General features: G+C 57.7%; 11 protein-coding genes and 3 pseudogenes. 5 read left to right on the forward strand and 9 right to left on the reverse strand.

Features of this window, described 5'->3' with window-relative positions; translation table 11 throughout:
- Positions 1 to 109: 109 nt before the first annotated feature.
- Positions 110 to 1,414, forward strand: a complete 1,305-nt coding sequence (locus WLO32_RS08380) for an NAD(P)/FAD-dependent oxidoreductase (RefSeq protein ID WP_435947915.1) — start codon at positions 110 to 112, stop codon at positions 1,412 to 1,414.
- Between the two features lie 54 nt (positions 1,415 to 1,468).
- On the opposite strand, the pseudogene WLO32_RS08385 reads toward WLO32_RS08380, so the two are convergent.
- Positions 1,469 to 3,254: pseudogene (locus WLO32_RS08385) on the reverse strand (methyl-accepting chemotaxis protein).
- An 825-nt stretch (positions 3,255 to 4,079) separates the two neighbouring features.
- Between WLO32_RS08385 and WLO32_RS08390 the strand changes: the two are divergent.
- Positions 4,080 to 4,617, forward strand: a pseudogene (locus WLO32_RS08390) (glycine zipper 2TM domain-containing protein).
- A gap of 39 nt (positions 4,618 to 4,656) precedes the next feature.
- Here the strand turns inward: WLO32_RS08390 and WLO32_RS08395 are convergent.
- From WLO32_RS08395 to iucA, 6 genes are all read right to left on the reverse strand, one after another.
- Positions 4,657 to 5,685, reverse strand: a complete 1,029-nt coding sequence (locus WLO32_RS08395) for a Gfo/Idh/MocA family protein (RefSeq protein WP_435947916.1) — start codon at positions 5,683 to 5,685, stop codon at positions 4,657 to 4,659.
- Positions 5,686 to 5,816: 131 nt separating this feature from the next.
- Positions 5,817 to 8,012 carry a ferric aerobactin receptor IutA gene (gene iutA, locus WLO32_RS08400; protein WP_435947917.1) on the reverse strand — a complete coding sequence of 732 codons (2,196 nt, stop codon included), beginning with the start codon at positions 8,010 to 8,012 and terminating at the stop codon, positions 5,817 to 5,819.
- A 49-nt stretch (positions 8,013 to 8,061) separates the two neighbouring features.
- Positions 8,062 to 9,372 carry an NADPH-dependent L-lysine N(6)-monooxygenase gene (gene iucD / locus WLO32_RS08405; RefSeq protein WP_435947918.1) on the reverse strand — a complete coding sequence of 437 codons (1,311 nt, stop codon included), beginning with the start codon at positions 9,370 to 9,372 and terminating at the stop codon, positions 8,062 to 8,064.
- Entirely contained in the window at positions 9,369 to 11,108 is a 1,740-nt protein-coding gene (gene iucC, locus WLO32_RS08410) for an aerobactin synthase IucC (protein ID WP_435947919.1), read from the reverse strand. The genes iucD and iucC overlap by 4 nt, the downstream gene beginning before the upstream one ends.
- Complete coding sequence (locus WLO32_RS08415) at positions 11,108 to 12,055, reverse strand: GNAT family N-acetyltransferase (protein WP_435947920.1); 948 nt, start codon at positions 12,053 to 12,055, stop codon at positions 11,108 to 11,110. The genes iucC and WLO32_RS08415 overlap by 1 nt, the downstream gene beginning before the upstream one ends.
- Positions 12,056 to 13,780 carry an aerobactin synthase IucA gene (iucA, locus tag WLO32_RS08420; protein ID WP_435948268.1) on the reverse strand — a complete coding sequence of 575 codons (1,725 nt, stop codon included), beginning with the start codon at positions 13,778 to 13,780 and terminating at the stop codon, positions 12,056 to 12,058. It abuts the gene before it with no gap.
- A gap of 168 nt (positions 13,781 to 13,948) precedes the next feature.
- Here iucA and WLO32_RS08425 point away from each other — a divergent pair, with 168 nt between their 5' ends.
- Entirely contained in the window at positions 13,949 to 15,118 is a 1,170-nt protein-coding gene (locus WLO32_RS08425; RefSeq protein WP_435948269.1) for an MFS transporter, read from the forward strand.
- A gap of 9 nt (positions 15,119 to 15,127) precedes the next feature.
- The gene (locus WLO32_RS08430) at positions 15,128 to 16,021 is read left to right on the forward strand and encodes a siderophore-interacting protein (RefSeq protein WP_435947921.1); all 894 of its coding nucleotides are present in this window, start codon (positions 15,128 to 15,130) and stop codon (positions 16,019 to 16,021) included.
- A 50-nt stretch (positions 16,022 to 16,071) separates the two neighbouring features.
- Here WLO32_RS08430 and WLO32_RS08435 read toward each other — a convergent pair whose 3' ends face one another.
- Positions 16,072 to 16,704 (reverse strand): TetR/AcrR family transcriptional regulator, encoded by a 633-nt coding sequence (locus WLO32_RS08435; RefSeq protein ID WP_435947922.1) that lies wholly within the window; start codon positions 16,702 to 16,704, stop codon positions 16,072 to 16,074.
- Between the two features lie 245 nt (positions 16,705 to 16,949).
- Between WLO32_RS08435 and bhsA the strand changes: the two genes are divergently transcribed.
- Positions 16,950 to 17,207: a multiple stress resistance protein BhsA gene (gene bhsA, locus WLO32_RS08440; RefSeq protein WP_121267826.1), complete on the forward strand. Its 258-nt coding sequence runs from the start codon at positions 16,950 to 16,952 to the stop codon at positions 17,205 to 17,207.
- Between the two features lie 137 nt (positions 17,208 to 17,344).
- Here bhsA and WLO32_RS08445 read toward each other — a convergent pair.
- Positions 17,345 to 18,788 (reverse strand): annotated as a pseudogene (locus WLO32_RS08445) (MFS transporter).
- Positions 18,789 to 18,919 lie beyond the last annotated feature (131 nt).

Consider the following 18,919-nt stretch of genomic DNA (forward strand, 5'->3'; position numbering starts at 1 on the left):
TGTTATTCTTTGGTCACATTAGTGAAAGGGTTTACGCAACCTGTTGTTAATTAAAAGCTATTTAGATAACTTTTAATTAACAATTGGTTAATATTTTAAGGGGGTCACTTTGACTACGCCATTAAGAAAGATTGTCATTGTAGGTGGTGGTGCCGGCGGACTTGAACTGGCTACGCAGTTAGGGAAAAAACTGGGCCGTGGCAAAAAAGCGAAAATTACCCTGGTCGACCGCAACCATAGCCATCTGTGGAAACCTCTGCTGCATGAAGTAGCAACCGGTTCCCTCGATGAGGGCGTGGACGCGCTGAGCTATCTGGCGCACGCGCGCAACCACCATTTCCAGTTCCAGCTGGGTTCGGTGGTTGATATCAACCGCGAAGGCAAGACCCTCACGCTTGCAGAGCTGCGCGATGAGAAAGGCGAGCTGCTGGTGCCGGAACGTAAAATCCCGTACGACACTCTGGTGATGGCGCTGGGCAGCACCTCTAACGACTTCAACACGCCGGGCGTAAAAGACAACTGCATCTTCCTCGACAACCCGCACCAGGCGCGTCGTTTCCATTCGGAAATGCTGAACCTGTTCCTGAAGTATTCCGCAAACCTGGGCGCCAGCGGCAAGGTCAATATCGCTATCGTCGGCGGCGGCGCAACGGGCGTCGAGCTCTCTGCGGAGCTGCACAACGCGGTGAAACAGCTGCACAGCTACGGCTACAAAGGGCTGACCAACGAAGCGCTGAACGTCACGCTGGTGGAAGCGGGTGAACGCATCCTGCCTGCGCTGCCGCCGCGTATTTCCGCCGCGGCCCACAGCGAGCTGACCAAGCTTGGCGTGCGCGTATTAACCCAGACGATGGTGACCTCCGCCGATGCCGGCGGCCTGAACACCAAAGACGGCGAGTATATCGCGGCGGACCTGATGGTCTGGGCTGCGGGTATTAAAGCGCCGGACTTTATGAAAGATATCGGCGGGCTTGAAACCAACCGTATCAATCAGCTGGTGACCGAGCCTACGCTGCAAACCACCCGCGATCCTGATATTTATGCGATCGGCGACTGCGCATCCTGCGCGCGTCCGGAAGGCGGTTTTGTGCCTCCGCGCGCTCAGGCCGCGCACCAGATGGCTTCGCTGGTATTAAAGAACATCATCGCGCAGAGCAAAGGTCAGCCGCTGAAAGCTTACGTTTATAAAGATCACGGCTCGCTGGTTTCCCTGTCTAAATTCTCCACCGTCGGCAGCCTGATGGGCAACCTGATGCGTGGTTCAATGATGGTGGAAGGGCGTATGGCGCGCTTCGTGTACATCTCTTTGTACCGCATGCACCAGGTGGCGCTGCACGGCTATTTCAAAACCGGCCTGATGATGCTGGTGGGCAGTATTAACCGGGTGATTCGTCCGCGCCTGAAGCTGCACTGATTTCATCTCTTTCCTGAAACCCGGCCCCCGCGCCGGGTTTTTTTATGCCTGCGCTTAAAGACGGAACTGGTTGACCGCAACGGCAAGCTCACTCGCCTGATTGTTGAGGGCCTCTGAAGCGGCGGCTGATTCCTCTACCAGCGCGGCGTTTTGCTGCACCATGGTATCCAGCTGCACCGTCGCCACGTTTATGCCGGCAATGCCCTTCATTTGTTCATCCGCCGCCTCGCTAATTTCCGCCATTACGGAGGTCAGCGAGGAGACGCTGCTGACGATTTCCTGTATCGCTTCGCCGGTGTGGTGCACCTGTTTTGCACCCGACGAGACGCTGGATACCGTAGTGTCGATCAACAGCCTGATCTCCCTGGCCGCCTGCGCGCTACGGCCTGCCAGACTACGCACCTCGTTTGCGACGACGGCAAAACCTCTCCCCTGTTCGCCCGCTCGTGCGGCTTCTACCGAGGCGTTGAGCGCCAGGATATTGGTCTGAAATGCGATGCCGTCGATCACGCCGGTAATACTGGAGATTTTCTCAGAAGCAGCTTCGATGGTGTTCATAATCTGAATCACCTCCTGTATAGATTCTCCGCCGCGTCGCGCAACCTGAGCGGCTGAGAGAACCGCGGAGTTGGCTTCGCGTGATGAGCTGGCGAACAGCTCCACGGTCGAGGAAATTTGCTCAAGCGCCGCGGAGGTCTGCTGCAGACTTGCGGCGGCGGATTCCGTACGCGAGGAAAGTTCGAGATTCCCGGCGGCAATCTCTTCCGCACCCGTGTGTACCGATTCGCTGCTGCTGCGAATCGATTTCATCACTACTGCGAGCTTATCCAGAAACTGATTAAACTCGTTGGCAATCTGCCCCACCTCATCCTTACCGTCGGCCCTGAGTCGATGGGTCAGATCTTTTTGCGCGATAGCGTCCTTCATGGCTTCACGCACGCGAATCAACGGACCGATGCTGCGCTTTGTAACCACCAGAACAATAGCGGCGGCAAGCGCCATCAGTAAAAACAGCGAGATGATCGAAGAGTTCAGCAACGATCGCATATTGGCCGTGGCCCTCGGCCTTATCTATAGCGACGACGATAAACCACGAGGTGTTCTTCACCGGCATGGCAATCATAAACGTCGGACGTCCTGAAATATCAACCAGAACCGGCGAGCCAGAATGCAGTAGTTTGGGCAGGTCAAGCTGCGGCGCGATAGTGGAAATTGATTTCAGCGTCAGGGCTGCATCGGGATGGCCGATGATCGTACCATTCGCATCCATCAACATGCCAAAACTGTCTTTCGTGGGATGGATTGCGCGTACGTTGTCGATCACCTCAATGATATTGACATCGCCTGCCGCTATGCCCACCAGGTGTCCGTTATCAAAGCGCGGCGCCGCGACGGTGACCACCAGCTCATCGGTAATCGCATCGATATAGGGATTGGTGATAATGAGTTTTTTGGCCTGCGCGGCCTGCTTATACCACGCACTTGAAGTGGGATCGTATCCTGCCGGAACGCTGGCCTGGTCGGAAGCAATGGTGCTTTTATCCGGATAGCTAATATAGGCGTTTAAAAAGTTGCCGGCGGTGACAGTCTGCAATAACAGCGGCGTCGGATCGGCATCCGTCACGTGCGGCGTGAGCGCATTAATCTGCGTGGTTTTCGTTGTAATCCACTGATTTACCGCCGCGGTATGGCTGGTCGCCAGTGAAAAGAGCGTGCTGCTGACCGATTCTGTATTAGCCGAACGACTAATAGAATAATTAATAAAAGTATTTACGGATAAAGCGCCGCCCACCATTAACATGGTAGTAACTAAAAGTCTGGTACGAATAGAGTTAAACATAAGATGTCGTCCCTGTAATTTATTTTGTATGTCATAGTTATAATCGGACAGTTGAAAAATAACTTAATAATGCAGGGCGGCTTTTCGGAAATTACTGCATCATGTAATGTGTTATTAACGCTGCAATCGGCAGGCTGATATTGTGTAAATATTAAGCTTTTCTTCATTTTTAGAATAATTAACTTTTAAAAGTTATTAATATTTTTAGCCTGTTGAGAATAATTAATTCCATTATGTTGATTTAACTGTATGAATATATTAATCTATTTTCCCTGGCGGCAGTCCGGGGATTTCAGGCGGTACGGTGCGGTAAAATTCTTTTAACGGGCTTCTATTGATGAGGAGGTTGTTGTGTTTTTGTTTATTTATCGTTTCACTTAAGGCAGCAAACGGAGGGAAGTTCTTACTTTAAGAGGGTGAAAAGTGTTATACGCTGCAATGCCCTAACCATTCATATTCTGCCTCGGTCAGCTTGATCTGTTTCTTCTGCTTGTTAACAAGGGCATTGATTTATTTTCCACTAAGAAAGAGGGGGGCGCAGACATTAAATATTGCAGTATTGCTTTAGTGATAAATGGTTTAAAGAAGGATAATTTCCCGGGCCTGCTCAGCCAAAACCGGAACCAGAAATACATACAACTTTTCAGTAACCGGCGTTGATTCAGGAGGCTGAAGTAAACCGGCGACCCATTATTGTTGCTTAGGAGTTTTCTTAATCCTGTTGGTTTAAAGTATAAAGCCGCGTTTTTAATCCTTTGTCTGATGTGTTACCGAAGGTAATTAGTTGCAAAATTATCGGTAATTACACAGTCAGGAGGATGTCCTGTGAATAAATCAATGTTGGCGGGTATAGGTATTGGCGTGGCCGCAGCACTTGGTGTTGCCGCGGTCGCAAGTATGAACGTATTTGACCGGGGTCCACAGTACGCACAGGTGGTGTCGGCGACGCCGATCAAGGAGACGATAAAAACGCCGCGTAAAGAGTGCCGCAACGTGGGCCGTCACGCACCGTGCCCCGGTACAGGATGAAAACCGTATCGTGGGTTCAGCTCTGGGCGCGGTTGCGGGCGGCGTTATCGGCCATCAGTTCGGCGGTGGACGCGGTAAAGACGTGGCTACCGTCGTGGGCGCGCTGGGCGGCGGCTATGCCGGCAATCAGGTGCAGGGCGCCATGCAGGATCGCGATACCTACACCACGACCCAGCAGCGCTGCAAAACCGTTTACGACAAATCAGAAAAAATGCTCGGCTACGACGTAACCTACCGCATTGGCGATCAGCAGGGAAAAATCCGTATGGATAAAGATCCCGGCACGCAGATCCCGCTCGATGGCAACGGTCAGCTGGTGTTGAACAAGATCTGATTATTCGCTATTCGGCGGGCTATCGGCCCGCCGGCAATATTAATGCTTGCCGCGCAGCTGCTGCTGTATCTCCAGCAGCGCCCTGACTTCTGCGATGCGACGACGAGCCAGCGCCGGAACGGCCGTTGGTTTACTCGTTAACATTCGCTCAGCGCCTAAAACCACCTCTCCTAAACAGCGATCGTAAAGCGGGCCGGAAACGATCAGCGGGCGGCTGTCGTTATCGTTAAGCACCTCTACCACTTCATCAATGCCGCGGCGATCGACGTTCACCATCCGGCCATCCTGCAGATAGATTTTCATGCCTTTTTGCCCGCCCGCGGGGCCGGCATATTTATTAAGAGCGAGGGTGAAAGGAATATCGCTCATCGTGCCACGCAGCACGGCGTCGCCTTCCGCGGTCGTGAAATCTCCCGGCTGGATATTGTTTCCCAGGCGATCGCGCGCATGCACAAGCTCAAGGGTGAGCTTTTCATTGCCGCCAAGACGGTGAACGGTTTCACGCATCATCGCCAGCACGTGCGTACCTATATCGACAATGACGCCGTCAGGATGGCGAAGCCGTCGGGTATCCGCTTCGCCGGTGGCAAAATTCAGCGCCACGGGTTCGCCTGCCTCGTTAAACCCGCTTGGCTCCAGCAAAAAGCCTTCGATGCGTTCGATCTCGTCGATGCTTTTTATAAACTGCGCGGCGTCGGTGCGAACCATCCAGTGATCGAGCGCCAGCACCCGCGAGGCCGTTTCAGGATCCTCCAGCCATGCTGTAAGTTCGGCTAGCTGCTCAAGCGTCGCGGCGACGGGTTTCTCAACGATAATTTGCGGGATCTGGCTCTTTAATACCCTTTCCAGAACCGGCAAATGGAGCAGGGAAGGGGTGGTTATCATCACCACATCCAGGGGGAGCGCCAGCAGCTGCGCAAGCGAGTCGCAGGGCGTAATGCCTTGCACACGGCGTGCGGGATTCGGGTCAAAGCCGTAACAGCGCAGTTCAGGCAGGCAAAGGCGTGAGATTGCCGGAAGATAAGCGGTTTGCACCACCGCGCCTGTACCAATGAGTCCAACCAACATAGGATTCCCTTGCGATAAACAGGTAAATAGCAGGCCTACTTTTTAAAACAGTATCGCAATCGGGTCGAGCGTGAATGTGTATGCAGCGGTAAACGTGCGGGCCGGCCGTCAAAGCTTGCCCGCACGACAAATCAGAACTGCAGCGAGTAGTTCAAGCCGTAGGTACGGCCGCGGCCTTTGTACTCATAGAGAGAAGGGCTGCCGTAGGTTGGGCTATAGAGCAGCGGCGCGCGCTGGCCCCAGACGGTGGTGTAATCTTTATCCAGCAGGTTCTCAACGCTGAAGCTCAGCTTGCCGACCGGCAACGCATAGCTGCCGATGAAATCAACGGTGTTGTAGCCGTCGATTTTATTGCCGCCCGCGTCGCTAAGATCGAACGACTGGCTGGTCTGAACGCGCAGGCTCCACGGCTCCGGCGCCCAGCCGACATAGGCGGTGGCCTTCGACGGGCTTGCGTAAATCACATCCCACTTCTGCCATTTGCCGTCGACTTTGGTTTCGGATTTCAGCACGTTGAAGTTCACGCCCGTACTCCAGGCGGTGTCCGGGATAAAGTAATCCACCGCGCCTTCCACGCCGTAAATACGACGCTTATCATCCTGAACGTTGATCGTCATATCGGCGCGGTTAATGGCGATGGATTTATCCGACAGCGAATAGTAAGCCGCAATCTGGCTGCGTAAATTATCGCCGGTATAGCGCCAGCCAAGCTCATATGAGTCGACTTTAATACCCTGCAGCTTCGACTGGCCAACGTTTACGCTGTTAACCAGCTGATAATGGCCGTTCACCAGACGATAGGTTCCGTTGCCGTAGTACTTGCCCGGATCCGGCAGCTCCACCCCCTGCGAGAAGTTGAACCACGCCTGCTGGCGTTCGGTGATATGCATCAGCAGGCCCGCGTTGAACAACGCGTTGTCATAGTCGGTGCTGCCGCCGGGAATAGCGTCGGCGGAACTGGCCAGTCCGTTAGCGATGCCCTGCTGCTGGCTATAGCCGACAAAATCATCGACCTTGTTTTCCGTCCACTGGTAGCGCACGCCGCCGCTTAGGGTAAAGATGTCGTTAATGTCATAGCTTGACTGCAGGAACGGCGCCAGATTGCTAATAGAGTAGCCCGGATAACGCCCGGTGGTGTAGATACGCTGGTTATTGAGCCCGCCGGAGGCATTCGCTTTGGCCAAATCAAAGAACATCTGGTTCGAGGTAAAGCGTTCATGGTCGGCGTCCACGCCGTAAGTCAGCTGCAGGCCGTCAAGCGGCTCGCTGTTAAGCGTGAGCTTGGCGCCGTACTGATCGGTATCCTGCTTTGAGGCAGAGAAGCTTGAAACCCTGTTTCCGGAAAGCGTAGGGAAGGGATAGAAGGTCAGGGATTCGTCGCGATAATAAACCTGGCCGACCAGCTCCTGGCCCAGGAAATCAGTGTTGGAGTACTGCAGGCTGATAAGGTTGCGCTCGGTGCCGGGAACGCGGTCAGAGTTTAATTTGTTGCTGACGTAGGCGTTGCCGTTGCCGGTTACCGCGGAGAAATTCTCGCCGAGGTTCAGGCCGTAGTCGTCATCGCCCTGGCTTTTGTAATGCTGCGTCACCAGCTGCAGCTGCTGGTTATCATCGATATTGATGGTGCCGGTGCCCATCACGTCAAGACGGTCGGAATACTGCAGGCCCGTTTGCGTATTATCCAGCAGCGTCCGATCGCCGTTGCCGTCAAACCAGCCGCCGAATTTCTGGTAAGCCACGGACAGGCGGCCGGAGGCGCGATCGTTGCCGCCAGAAATGGCGCCGGCGACGCGTTCATCGTGATCTTTACTGCTGTTAAAGCCCGATTTCATGCCGGTTTCAAATTCGAGCTGCGTGTCCGGCTGGCCTTTTTTGGTGACGATATTGATAAGGCCGCCGGTGCTGCCGCCGCCGTACAGGGAGGTTGAACCGGAAATGACTTCAATATGTTCGATATTGAACGGGTCGATGGAATCCAGCTGGCGGCTGTCGGTACGCGAAGAGTTAAGGCGTACGCCGTCGACCAGCACCACAATTGAACGGCCGCGCATATTCATGCCGTAGTTGGTGCGGCTCTGGCTGCTGACGTCCAGGCCCGGTATCAGCTGGGCTAAAGCATCCTTCAGCTCTTTGCCGCCCTGCACCTGCTGTTCCAGCTCGCTGCCTTCAATAACCCAGGTGGTCTGCGCCATTTCGGCGACGGTGCGGTGGGTGCGGTTGGCGGAGACCACCATGCTCTCTTCGCCGGTTTGCTGCGCTACGGCCGGCGCCATCATGGCGAGAAGCAGCGGATTGAGCGCCCAGCGCGCAGGTATTTTGCGTATCATTGTCTTTCCTTTTAAGAGGGCGAAATTTCGCCCTAAAATTGCTGTGTTGTCAGAAGCTTGCAGCATTTTGCTGCGCTTTTTCCCGGCTATTGCTGCGCCACTGGATAAGAGACGGCGGAGCGCTGAGATCGAACAACTCGCGGCCAAGGGCGCGGTTGAGAATTCGGGCGGAACGCCACGCCATCAGGCTGAGCTGAGGCTCGGCGATGCCGTGGGTGTGCATGCTGGCATTCACCGCGAAAATGTTATTTTCCCGTGGGCCGTTCCACTCCAGGGTGAAGTCGTCGCGCACCCTGAACTGGTTCTCATCGCGCAGCGCGAGGCGCGGTAAGAGCGGGGTGAGCATGCGCGGCAGGCCGGCGCGATAACCGGTGGCGAAAATCACCACGTCGCAGTCGATGACGTCAAAGCCCTGGTCAAGACGGTGCTCAAGATGCAGTTCCCAGCTCTGGCCGCGAGCCTGCAGCTTGGTGACCGTACGGCTCGGCAGCAGGCTTGCGTTACGAGGCTGGCCCAGCACTTCAAAGCGGTGGTACAGCTCGCGATAGATGGTTAGCAGGGAGTCGGCGGTTATTCCGTCGGAGGTCATCTTCTGCTCGCTAAGCATCTGCCGGCGGGCGTTTTCACCTAAATCTCCGAAGCTGTCGACGTATTCCGGCGTGAAGTACTCATTGGCGAAGGCCGCCTCATCGAGAGCGTTAAAGTTGTTGCGCCGAGAAACCCAGTGGACGTGCTGTGGGTTGCCCCATTCGCCGCGGAAGGCGTTAAGGAACAGATCCGCGCCGCTCTGGCCGCCGCCCACGACCGCCACGCGTTTGCCGGTCAGGTCGGGTTTACGCAGGCTCATTTCGCTGGCGTGGAAGCAGCGGCTGTTGCTTTCTTTCACGCAGGGCGGCAGGAATGGCTGCTTGCCGATGCCCAGGCAAATATTGCGGGCGTAGTTCACGCCGCTGCCGGTTTGCACCACAAAACGTTTTTGCTGCTCGTCAAAGTCGATAAGCTCAACGCAGCTGTCGAAGCGGAGATTATTCATACCTTCGGCCGCCCAGCGCAGGTAGTCGGAAAACTCATCCCGCGAAACGGTGCGCAGTTCGGTGGTCAAAAAGCGGTAGAACTTCTTCCGTTTCACCAGATAGTTCACAAAGCTGAACGGGCTGGTCGGCGAGACCGCGCTTACCAGATCCTTGAGGAACATCGTCTGCATATGGCAGTCCGGCACCAGCATGCCGGGATGCCAGGCAAACTGCGCACGGCCGTCAAAAAAGCGGCTGCTGAATTCAGGCGCCTCGTGGGCCAAAGCCGCGATGCTGAGATTAAAAGGGCCGATGCCCACGCCGATAAAATTTAAAGTTGGTGTCATGATGATTCCTTCGTAGCCAGCCACAGCGGGTTTTGCAGATCCTCAAGGTAATTTGGCAGCATGCGGCTGCCGCCGTCCCGATCGGGCCAGGTCAGCTTTACCGGATTAAGCACAACGCGGATAATCTGCGGCTTGAACAAGTCGAAAAGTGCAAAGCGCGCCGCCATATGCGGATGGGCTTGCATGTAGTCACTCAACACTGCGGCCAGAAGCTGGTAAAAACGCGTCTCGTTAACGCCCGAACGGGCCATCAACGGGGAAACGAAGCGCAGCACGGTCACGAAATGACCGGTTTGCAAATCATGAATTAAGTAGTCGGCGCTCAGGCGTGCGGTAACGTCGCGCACCTCCTGGGGCAGGGATTCCATCTCCGGGAATTCGTCTTTAACAAGGCGCATATCGCCCTGGAAATCTTTTAACAGCACGCGCTGCGGCACGCTGTCCTTCATGGCGATGGTGATGTTCTGCCCGTGGGCAATCAGCGCCACGCCATAGCGGCACAGCAGGTGATAAAGCGGCACCACCACCGCGCGGAAAAGCTGGGTCAACCATGCTTCGGCGCTCAGGCCGGAGCGGGCAATCCACGCGCTAATCAGCGGCCGTTCGTTCTCGTCGCATTCCATCAGCGCGGCCATCAGCACCGGCGTCTCGCCTTCTTCTAACCAGCGCGAAGGGTTTTCACGCCAGATAACGCCGAGCATCTCCTGGTAGCGATACGGCGCTTCGGCAAGCGCGCCGTAGCCGTGGTGGGAAACATAACCCGCCGCGGGCTCGCCCAGAATGACGGCTCCGGACTTTTGCAGCGTGGCGTCCGTAGCAAATATCTGCTGTAGCCAGCGCGAGGCGAGCGGCCCGGCGGTAATGTATTTGCCCGGAATGCCGCGGTAGCATGACGTGTTGTAGATGGTCAGCGGCAGCTTGATATCCACGCCGCCTTTACGGCTGGCGTTGGTGAGCGTGCGCAAAGACTGCTGGGCAAGCCACCGGTCGCCAAATTCCCCGAGGGAAACCATCTCGCCCTGCGCCAGGTCCGCCACAAATTCGAGGGCAATTTTTTGCTGCCACTGCCAGGGATGGACGGGCACAGGCAGCCAGTTTTCATCCAGCCCGAGCGTTTGCCAGCGCTGGCGCAAGCGCGCAAGCTCCGCCTCATCCATCGCGCCCGCAAGAAGCTGCTGAATGTTCAGCTCCTCATCGCAGCGCCACACCATGCGCTCCCGCTTCACCGCCAGCCAGTGCAGGCGGAAGGTGTTGCCGTATTCCGGCGCATAGCGCTCAAGGGCCTCCAGCCCCCAGCCGCGGCGTCCTTTATTGAAGACAAACTTCGGGTGGCCGCTCAGCAGGCACTGCAATTTATCCGCATCCAGGCTGATAAGCTGCTCCGCGCTCAGGCCGCGGCGCGCGTTGAGAAGCTGCAAATCGCCGCGCAGCGTAGCGAACAAATCCTGCATGTGTTCGGCAACCGTCGCATCGTCCATCGACAACACAGGCTGCAGCTGATGCAGCAGCGTTTGCGCCTCAACCGGCAGATCGGCGCAGCGCAGCGAGCGCGGGTCGATCCACAGCCAGCCCCAAATGCCGCGCTCGGCGGCAAAATGCCACTCCGCGCCCGGCAGGCTGATGCAGTAGCGATTTTCCCCCTGCGGCTGCGCGCTAAACACCTGTTCGTACTCCATTTCCGCCAGCATTTTCGCTACCAGCCGGCGGTTCACCCATTCCCAGTCGTTGTAATCCATCACAGGCCCACCTCGTTAAAGAAGGCGTGGCGCGTGGTCATCACCAGACGAGATCGCTTGTGCGGAAAGTCGAACTCTTTAATTGTTTGGTAGCCCGCCTGCGGCAGGTGGCGGAACAGGCGCTGGTTATCCGCGCGCGGCTCCAGCACCAGGCGCTGGGTACGCGGCTCGTCCAGCAGCAGGAAGTGGCTCAGGCCGCGTAGCCAGCTCTGGACGAAATGAGCGCCGCGCCACTGCGCCTCACCCACCAGCAGATGCAGGCCGCGGTCGAACGGCTGCCAGGCGTAGTGGCGGCCGATACGGTCTTCCGGCGCCCAGTAAATTTCAAAGTAGCCGAAAGGCTGGTCGTCGAAACAGCCGATCAGCGGGTAAGCGTGTTTACCGGCCAGCTGGCGTTCCAGGTAGGCTTTCTGCTCGTTCTCAGGCCCGGTTTGCTCCCAGAAATACGCCACGCGCGGGTCATTCATCCAGCGCGTAAAGACGGCGCTGTCCTGCTGCGGGTTTGCCACGCGGAAGCTTAAAGTGCGGCGAACGCGCGCATCGTAGCGGCGATAAACCTCGCCATCCGGACGAGCGGGGCGCCGGGGATGATAAATTTCACGTTCGGCGTCAAACGTCATGTCAGCTGCGACGGCGGGGCGCGCTTTCGTTAGCCACAGCGGCAGCTGCCAGAACGCGTCACGATGAAGCACATCGCCGTGGATCTGGCTGAAGATCGCCTGCGCCTGCGGCTCTTCGCGCCACTGGGCAAACGGCAGCACGATGGCAGTAAGCTGGGGTGCGGCGATAAAAATCTGATCCAGCGCGTCGCGCAGCCAGCCTGCCGGAAGCGGGCCGGGCCAGCCCAGCACCGCGCTGTTGTCCAGCCCCCAGCCCAGCGCCAGCGTTTTAGCCAGCTTTTCGCAGCGCAGCCCGTGGCCGCCGTGAACGATGGTTGCCTGAGTCATTTATCTCTCCTGAACGAGCAGCGGGTTGGCGAAGTCGAAATAGATCACTGACGGATCGACGATGGTGTTTTCATTGCGATCGTGCAGATAGCAGAAGAAGTTGCCTTTGACGTTCCAGCTTGCGCTTTCCAGCACGTAATCAAGGCAGGTCGGGTGTTCCACCTGCGGGCGCAGAGCCGCAAGCGCTGCGCGAACTCTCGCCATCAGGTTCTGTTCGCTGTCCATGCCGGCGACGCCCAGCGCGGCGGTGACGGCAAAGGTTGAATTCACCAACAGGTAGTACGGGAAGTAGCGCAGGAGCTGTTCACGCGTGAAGACGTTTTCCGCCTGCGCTTCGCCGATCTGATCCAGCCAGCCCTGGGCGTGCGGCATAAACGCGCTGCCCTGGCAGTCGCGGTAAATCAGGCCCACCGGTAAATCCTGCTGCATCTCGACCAGGATATTTTGCTGGTGGGCAAGCAGGACGAGACCATAGTCGGCTTCGGCGACAAACAGCGGCTTGAGGACCTGTTCGCAGTAGGCGTCCACCCAGGCGTGGGCCGCCTGTTTTTCACTGATGGCAAGGCGAGCGGCAAGGCGTTTAACCGTGGCGGCAAGCAGCGAATCGCCGCCGTCCGGCGCGGCCTGGGTTAACGACACCAGCACGTTGGTCTGGCTGGCCGGCTGGCGGTATAAGAGGTTGTCGCGCAGCGCGAACAGGCTCTCTTCCATGACGTTGCCCTGCAAATCACGCAGGGCTGCCCAGCCGTCCTCCTGCATCACGCGGAAGGTCGGGAAGCGCGCCTGCAGCGTCTGCCAGCGCTCGGTTTTCGCCAGGCGAGCGAGGCGCATCCCGCGTTTCACCTCTTTAACCGACAGCGTGCGCACCGAGTTGGTCAGGCGCACGCTCAGGGAGAATTTGATCATGTCGCGGCTGTGGGCGCAGTAAAGCGAACGGCTGGACGTGGTGGGCGACCAGGCCTGGCCCGCTTCGCCTGAATCTTTAATCAGGCCGCGTTCGACAAGCTCGCGGCACCAGTCCTGCGCAAGCAGATAATCCGCCTGCCACGGGTGCAGCGGGAAAAGCCAGCGGCTGTCGGTGTGCTCGTTCAGCAACCGCGGGGCGTTTTCAGCGGCGAAGCGCTGCAAACGCTGCTGAAGGTTCAGCGTCAGGCTGTCGCCAGCCAGATATTCGCGCTCGACGGCAAACCAGCGCAGCGGGAAATGCGGCGCAAAATCAGGCAGATAACGGCGGGATTCCTGCGCACTGAACGGCTTGTGGGATTTTGGCGCCGGGTGAAAGGCATGGCCTACCAGCAGCGCCTGTTCCGCTTCGCCAAAGGTTAACGGACGTTCGCGCAGCGCCGGCCAGTCGTGGCGGGCGGCGAGGGCTTCATGCGTGTGCGCATGGCTTTCCATTACCCGCTGGTAAAAGGCCTCGCAGGTTTCGGCGGACAGCTGCCGGGCCGACTGGAGTTTATCCACCACCAGCTGCGCAAGCGTGGTGAAATCCAGCGCCCGGGCGCCCGCGTCGTCAACCAGCATGGCGGGGAACTCGAAGCGGTGGTGCTGAGTAGGAGAAAAGAAGAGCACCCTAAGGTGGATGGCCTGGGCGGCATTTAACGGAACGATCAGCGTCCGGGGAGCGTCAGCGCTGAGCTGCCAGTCATCGGTTTCCCGAATCAGGGCGTTGAGAAAACAGTGGGCGGCCACGTCCGGGGCCTGGAATTTGCTTTCTTGATACATCATCAAACCACATCCAGATAAAATGATAATGCGAATTCTGCCGATAATGTTTCTCATTATCAATATGAATTGTTACAATAATACGAAATTTATTCTTATTTAACATCACATTATTTACGGATATTTAACATTGTGACTTCTGTTGACGTGGGCGCCCAGCCGCAAAAAATGCGGTCCTGCTGGCCGCTGGCGATAAGCGCGGGGTTATTAGGCATCGGGCAGAACGGTCTGCTGGTCGTGCTGCCCGTGCTGGTCAGCGAAACCCATCTTTCACTTTCCGTATGGGCGGCGTTACTCACGCTTGGCTCGCTGCTTTTTTTGCCTTCATCGCCCTGGTGGGGAAAACAAATCGCGCGCACGGGCAGCAAACCGGTGGTGCTCTGGTCGCTGGGCGGCTACGGCGTGAGCTTTATGCTGCTTGGCCTGGGCTGCGTGCTCCTGGCGACGGATAAGGTGAGCAGCCTTACCGGACTGGGCATACTTATCTTCGCCCGCGTTATTTATGGATTAACCGTTTCTGCCATGGTGCCCGCCTGTCAGGCCTGGGCGCTGCAACGCGCCGGGGAAGGGCAGCGTATGGCGGCGCTGGCTGCGATAAGTTCTGGCCTGAGCTGCGGCAGACTCTTTGGCCCGCTGTGCGCGGCTGGAATGCTGGTGCTGCACCCCGTAGCGCCGCTGATGCTGCTGATGGTGGCGCCGCTTCTCGCTCTGGGGCTGTTGGTTCGCCTGCCGGGCGCGGAACCGCAGGCCTTTAGCGAGCGCAAAAGCGCGCGTATGCGCCTTGACTGCCTGCCGCTTATGCTCTGCGCCATTCTGCTTGCCGCAGCGGTCAGCCTTATGCAGCTAGGCCTTTCGCCTGCTTTATCGCGCCAGTTTATGGACGACAGCAGCGCCATCAGCCACCAGGTCGCCTGGCTGCTGAGTCTTGCGGCCGTGGCCTCGCTGGCCGCTCAGTTTGGCGTGCTGCGCAGGCAGCTGCTTGCTCCGTTGCCGCTATTGCTGCTGGCCGGCGTGCTGATGATGGCCGGGCTGGCGATGATGCTGAGCACGCAGCTGGTGCTGTTTTACGCAGGCTGCGCCGTGCTTTCGTTCGGCGCGGCGCTTGCGCCTCCCGCTTACCAGCTTCTGCTCAATGGCCGGCTTACGGACGGCGCGGGAGCGGGCTGGATCGCCTCCGGCCACACGCTCGGCTATGGCCTGAGCGCGCTGCTGGTGCCGCTGGTTTCGCACATGCACAGCGCGCAGGCTTTGATTGCGACGGCCCTTCTGGCCGCCGTCTTGTTTACCCTGGCGTCTGGCGTCGTCTGGCGCGGGCACGCACGTTCACATTTTCAGTAAGGAACCGCTATGGCTGGAGTTGAGGGCTATCGCCTGTTTAACGTTACGCTTACGCGTAAAACGTCCGTTTCACCCTCGCTGCTGAGCCTGGTCTTTACGGGAAGCGAGGTGGCGCAAATGAAAAGCGATTCCCCCGATCAGCGGATCAAAATACTTTTTCCTTCCGAAGACGGCACGCCACCGGCTTTGCCGTCAGAAGGGCAGTGGTATCAGCTGGTGCAGGACATGCCGAAGCAAAAGCGTCCTGTCGTGCGGACCTATACGCTGCGCCACGTCGATCGCGCGCGCAAAGAGGTGACGGTTGAATTTGTCAGCCATGGCACCGAAGGACCCGCCTCGGCATGGGCGATTGCCGCCCGCCCCGGGGACGCTCTGCAGATTGTTGCGCCCAACGCGCGGTATCCGGCGGACAGCGGCGGCTACGAATGGACGCCGCCGGCGGGATTAAAGCAGGCGCTGATTATCGCCGATGAAACCGCATTGCCCGCCGCGCGCGGCATTCTGGAGCGGCTTGCGGGCCAGCAAAACCCACCGCAGGTGCAGGCCTTCTTCGAAGTGCCGGAGGCCGGGGACTGTGTCGATCTGGGCGCTTTCCCGTTTGCCGAAGTTATCTGGCTGCCGCGCAAACCGCTCAACGCGACGCACGGCGAACGCCTGCTTCCTGCCGTGCAGCAACAGGCGCACCTCCCGCGGGCAGGCGAAAGCCGGGAGGATATTCAGGAGGAAGCGGAAGGCGAGCTGCTGTGGGATAAGGCGACGAGCGAAGACCGGGAGTTTTACGGCTGGGTAGCGGCAGAATCATCGGTGGTGAAAATGCTGCGGCGCCATTTAACGGGCGAGCGCGGAGTGAGCCATGACGCCATAAACTTTATGGCCTACTGGAGCAAAGGCCGCCCAAGATAGCCGGGAAAATAAAGGCGGATAAGCTCGCGCTCTCCGCCCTGGAGGCACAGTTAGTTTTTCTTAAGCTCAGGCCACAGGCGAAGCGTGGTTTTGACCACGCCCAGCAAATCCTCGTAGCTTGCGTTCTCACGAGCGCTGACCGACATCCCCTGAATGATGCAGCACAGATATTTTGCAAGCGCGCGCGCATCGCTATCCGCCGGGATTTCACCCTTTTGCTGTCTTTGCTTCAGGAAACGCACCAGCGTCTCTTCCTGCATGGCGTGGCGCGCCTTGATGGTGGCTGCGATATCGTCGGAAGAGGCGGCCAGCACCGATGAGGTGCAGATGATAAAGCAGCCCGACGGGGTGTCTTTATCGGTAAAGCGTTTCGCCACCGTGTAGAGATAATCCTCAAGCGCTTCTTCAAGCGTGCGATCTTCGCAGAATAAACATGCCTCGTGTTTTTGCGCAAAGCGGGCGATGTAGTGGTCGAGCACGGCCCGGAACAGCCCCTCTTTATTGGTGAATTCCGCATAGAGCGTAGGCGCTTTCGCGCCGGTTGCTTCCACCAGATGCGCCATTGAGGTCGCTTCATAGCCATGCTGCCAGAACAAAGCCATGGCCTTGTCGAGTGCTGCTTCCCTGTCGAACACCTTCGGTCGGCCACGGCTTTTTTTGAGCGTGCTTGCGTCAGTAGACATATTTGCCGTTTAACCTTTGTCTGTTTAGTGAGCGATCATTATAAAAACTATCTTCTCCGGTAGCCAGCAGCTTCTGTCTAAAAATAAATTTTTCATATGATGATGAAAAATAATGCTTTTATGAATTAGTTAATAGTCATTATAAAATGGTGTTGACGCGTGATGCAGATCACGTTTATGATTTATATATCGATCGTTAACTAAATAGGTTAACGGCATCTAAACACCTGCTGAAGGCATCTATCATGAAAAACGTAAAAACCCTTATCGCTGCTGCTCTGCTTAGTTCAGTGTCATTCGCAAGCCTTGCGGCTGTAGAAGTACAGGCAAGCCCTGCTGACCAACAGAAAGTCGGCACTATCAGTGCAAACGCCGGGACTAACCTGGGCTCGCTGGAAGACCAGCTGGCGGCTAAAGCGGATGAGATGGGCGCTAAATCGTTCCGCATCACTTCCGTAACCGGTCCCAACACGCTGCACGGCACCGCTGTTATCTATAAATAACAGCAAGGGCGTAACCCTCAACGCGCCTCCCTCATATGCCACGCCACAAAAGGCCTTGTCGAAAGACGGGGCCTTAAAAAAAGCAAAAGCACCGACGATACCCTCGTTCGGTGCTTTTGCTTTTTATAGCCTCTTCATCAGACAGGCTTACGCTGTTTAGAGAGACGCCGCAGGCGGCTTATGCTGAAGGCTATAGCCACAAGGGTTGCGGCCGCGGCCACCCACAGGCTCAGGCGCACCGCCAGATCCTGCTGAATGACATTATTCAGCGCGGGCTGCGCCACCAGCGATAAAATCACCCCCACGAAAGCCGTGCCCAGGCACTGGCCGAAGGTTCGCACTATCGCCAGCACGCCTGAAGCATACCCGCTGTGTTCATGGGCAACGTTTGACAGCATTTCACGATTGTTCGGGCTTTGAAAGCAGCCGAAACCAATGCCGCACAGCAGGCTTCGCGCGCCGACATCCCATGCCTGCGCGTGTTCAGGAAGCTGCGCCAGCAAAACCAGCCCGCAGGCGAACAGGCACAGCCCGACGGTTGAGATGACCGCCGGCGAACAGCGATCGGCCAGCCGGCCCGCGTGCGGCGCGACGAGCGCTATTCCCGCCGGCCAGGGCAGAAACAGCAGCGCTGAGGCGAAGGCGCTGTACCCGTAAACGCTCTGGAACAGGAAGGGCAGCGCCACGAAGGTCATTCCCTGGCTGACAAAGGAGGCCCAGCGAGGTTAGCGCCGCCAGTGAAAACCGGGCAGAGCAGAATATTTCCAGCGGCAGAAGAGGGCTTGCGGCGCGGCGCTGGCAGCGGATAAACATCCCGCCGGCGATAAGCGCGACGAGCCCATAAGCCACGGCCGCGGTCAGCGTTGAAGAAGCGGCTCCCCGGCTCCCCGCCTGAGAAAACGCGTTGGCGGCAAGGATCAGCCCGCCCAGCATAACGGCCGATAAAATAGCCCCGGCGAAATCAAAAGGTTTATTTGCCGCCTGGGACCTGCCGGGAATGGCCCGCAGGGCGAGCGCCATAGCGATAGCGCCCAGCGGAACGTTGATGACAAAGAGCCATTGCCAGCTTAAAGCGGAGAGCATAGTGCCGCCCAGCACGGGGGCTATGGCGGTGCTGGCGGCAATCAGCAGGGCGTTAAGGCCCAGAATGCGCCCCAGCAGACGGCCGGGGAAAACCGTGCGCAGAATGGCCGGGGCGATGCTCAGGGTTGCCGCTCCGCCAACGCCCTGCAACAGGCGCATGCCGGTCAGGGCCGCAAGCGAAGAGGACAGGGCGCAGCCAAGAGAAGACAGCGTAAAGAGGCCAAGCCCGAGGACGAAAAGCGTGCGAAAGCCCAGCCGGGCGGCGAGCGCGGCGAAGATCGCCAGCGTCATCGCCGCGGATAAAAGATAGCCGTTTGCGACCCAGACCGCCGCCGCCGGGGACACGTTCAGTGAACGGGCGATCTGCGGCAGGGCGATATTGACCACGGAGCCGTCGAAAACGCCCATCGCGGTGACGGTCATAACGGCCGCCATAGCGAAGGCTCGTTCACGGCCGGGAAGCCCGTCGTCGCCAGGTTTGCTGGAGAAAAGTTCCATAAGGGATGTCCTCAGCCATCGCTCCGGCGGGAGAAGATGGCCTGCAGTGGGTGAATAGAGTCAGTCCGGGGAATATACTCATGCGACAGATAAGGCGGAAGGCGCAGCGTTTGCACTTATAATGTGCATCT

Origin of the sequence: Dryocola mayonis (assembly GCF_051307045.1) — a bacterium.
Lineage (GTDB): Bacteria > Pseudomonadota > Gammaproteobacteria > Enterobacterales > Enterobacteriaceae > Dryocola.

Excerpts from the sequence above, each read along its gene's own strand:
- WLO32_RS08395 (WP_435947916.1), bottom strand. The coding sequence starts at position 5,685 with ATGTTGGTTGGACTCATTGGTACAGGCGCGGTGGTGCAAACCGCTTAT.
- iutA (WP_435947917.1), bottom strand. The coding sequence starts at position 8,012 with ATGATACGCAAAATACCTGCGCGCTGGGCGCTCAATCCGCTGCTTCTC.
- iucD (WP_435947918.1), bottom strand. The coding sequence starts at position 9,372 with ATGACACCAACTTTAAATTTTATCGGCGTGGGCATCGGCCCTTTTAAT.
- iucC (WP_435947919.1), bottom strand. The coding sequence starts at position 11,108 with ATGGATTACAACGACTGGGAATGGGTGAACCGCCGGCTGGTAGCGAAA.
- WLO32_RS08415 (WP_435947920.1), bottom strand. The coding sequence starts at position 12,055 with ATGACTCAGGCAACCATCGTTCACGGCGGCCACGGGCTGCGCTGCGAA.
- iucA (WP_435948268.1), bottom strand. The coding sequence starts at position 13,780 with ATGTATCAAGAAAGCAAATTCCAGGCCCCGGACGTGGCCGCCCACTGT.
- WLO32_RS08425 (WP_435948269.1), top strand. The coding sequence starts at position 13,949 with ATGCGGTCCTGCTGGCCGCTGGCGATAAGCGCGGGGTTATTAGGCATC.
- WLO32_RS08430 (WP_435947921.1), top strand. The coding sequence starts at position 15,128 with ATGGCTGGAGTTGAGGGCTATCGCCTGTTTAACGTTACGCTTACGCGT.
- WLO32_RS08435 (WP_435947922.1), bottom strand. The coding sequence starts at position 16,704 with ATGTCTACTGACGCAAGCACGCTCAAAAAAAGCCGTGGCCGACCGAAG.
- bhsA (WP_121267826.1), top strand. The coding sequence starts at position 16,950 with ATGAAAAACGTAAAAACCCTTATCGCTGCTGCTCTGCTTAGTTCAGTG.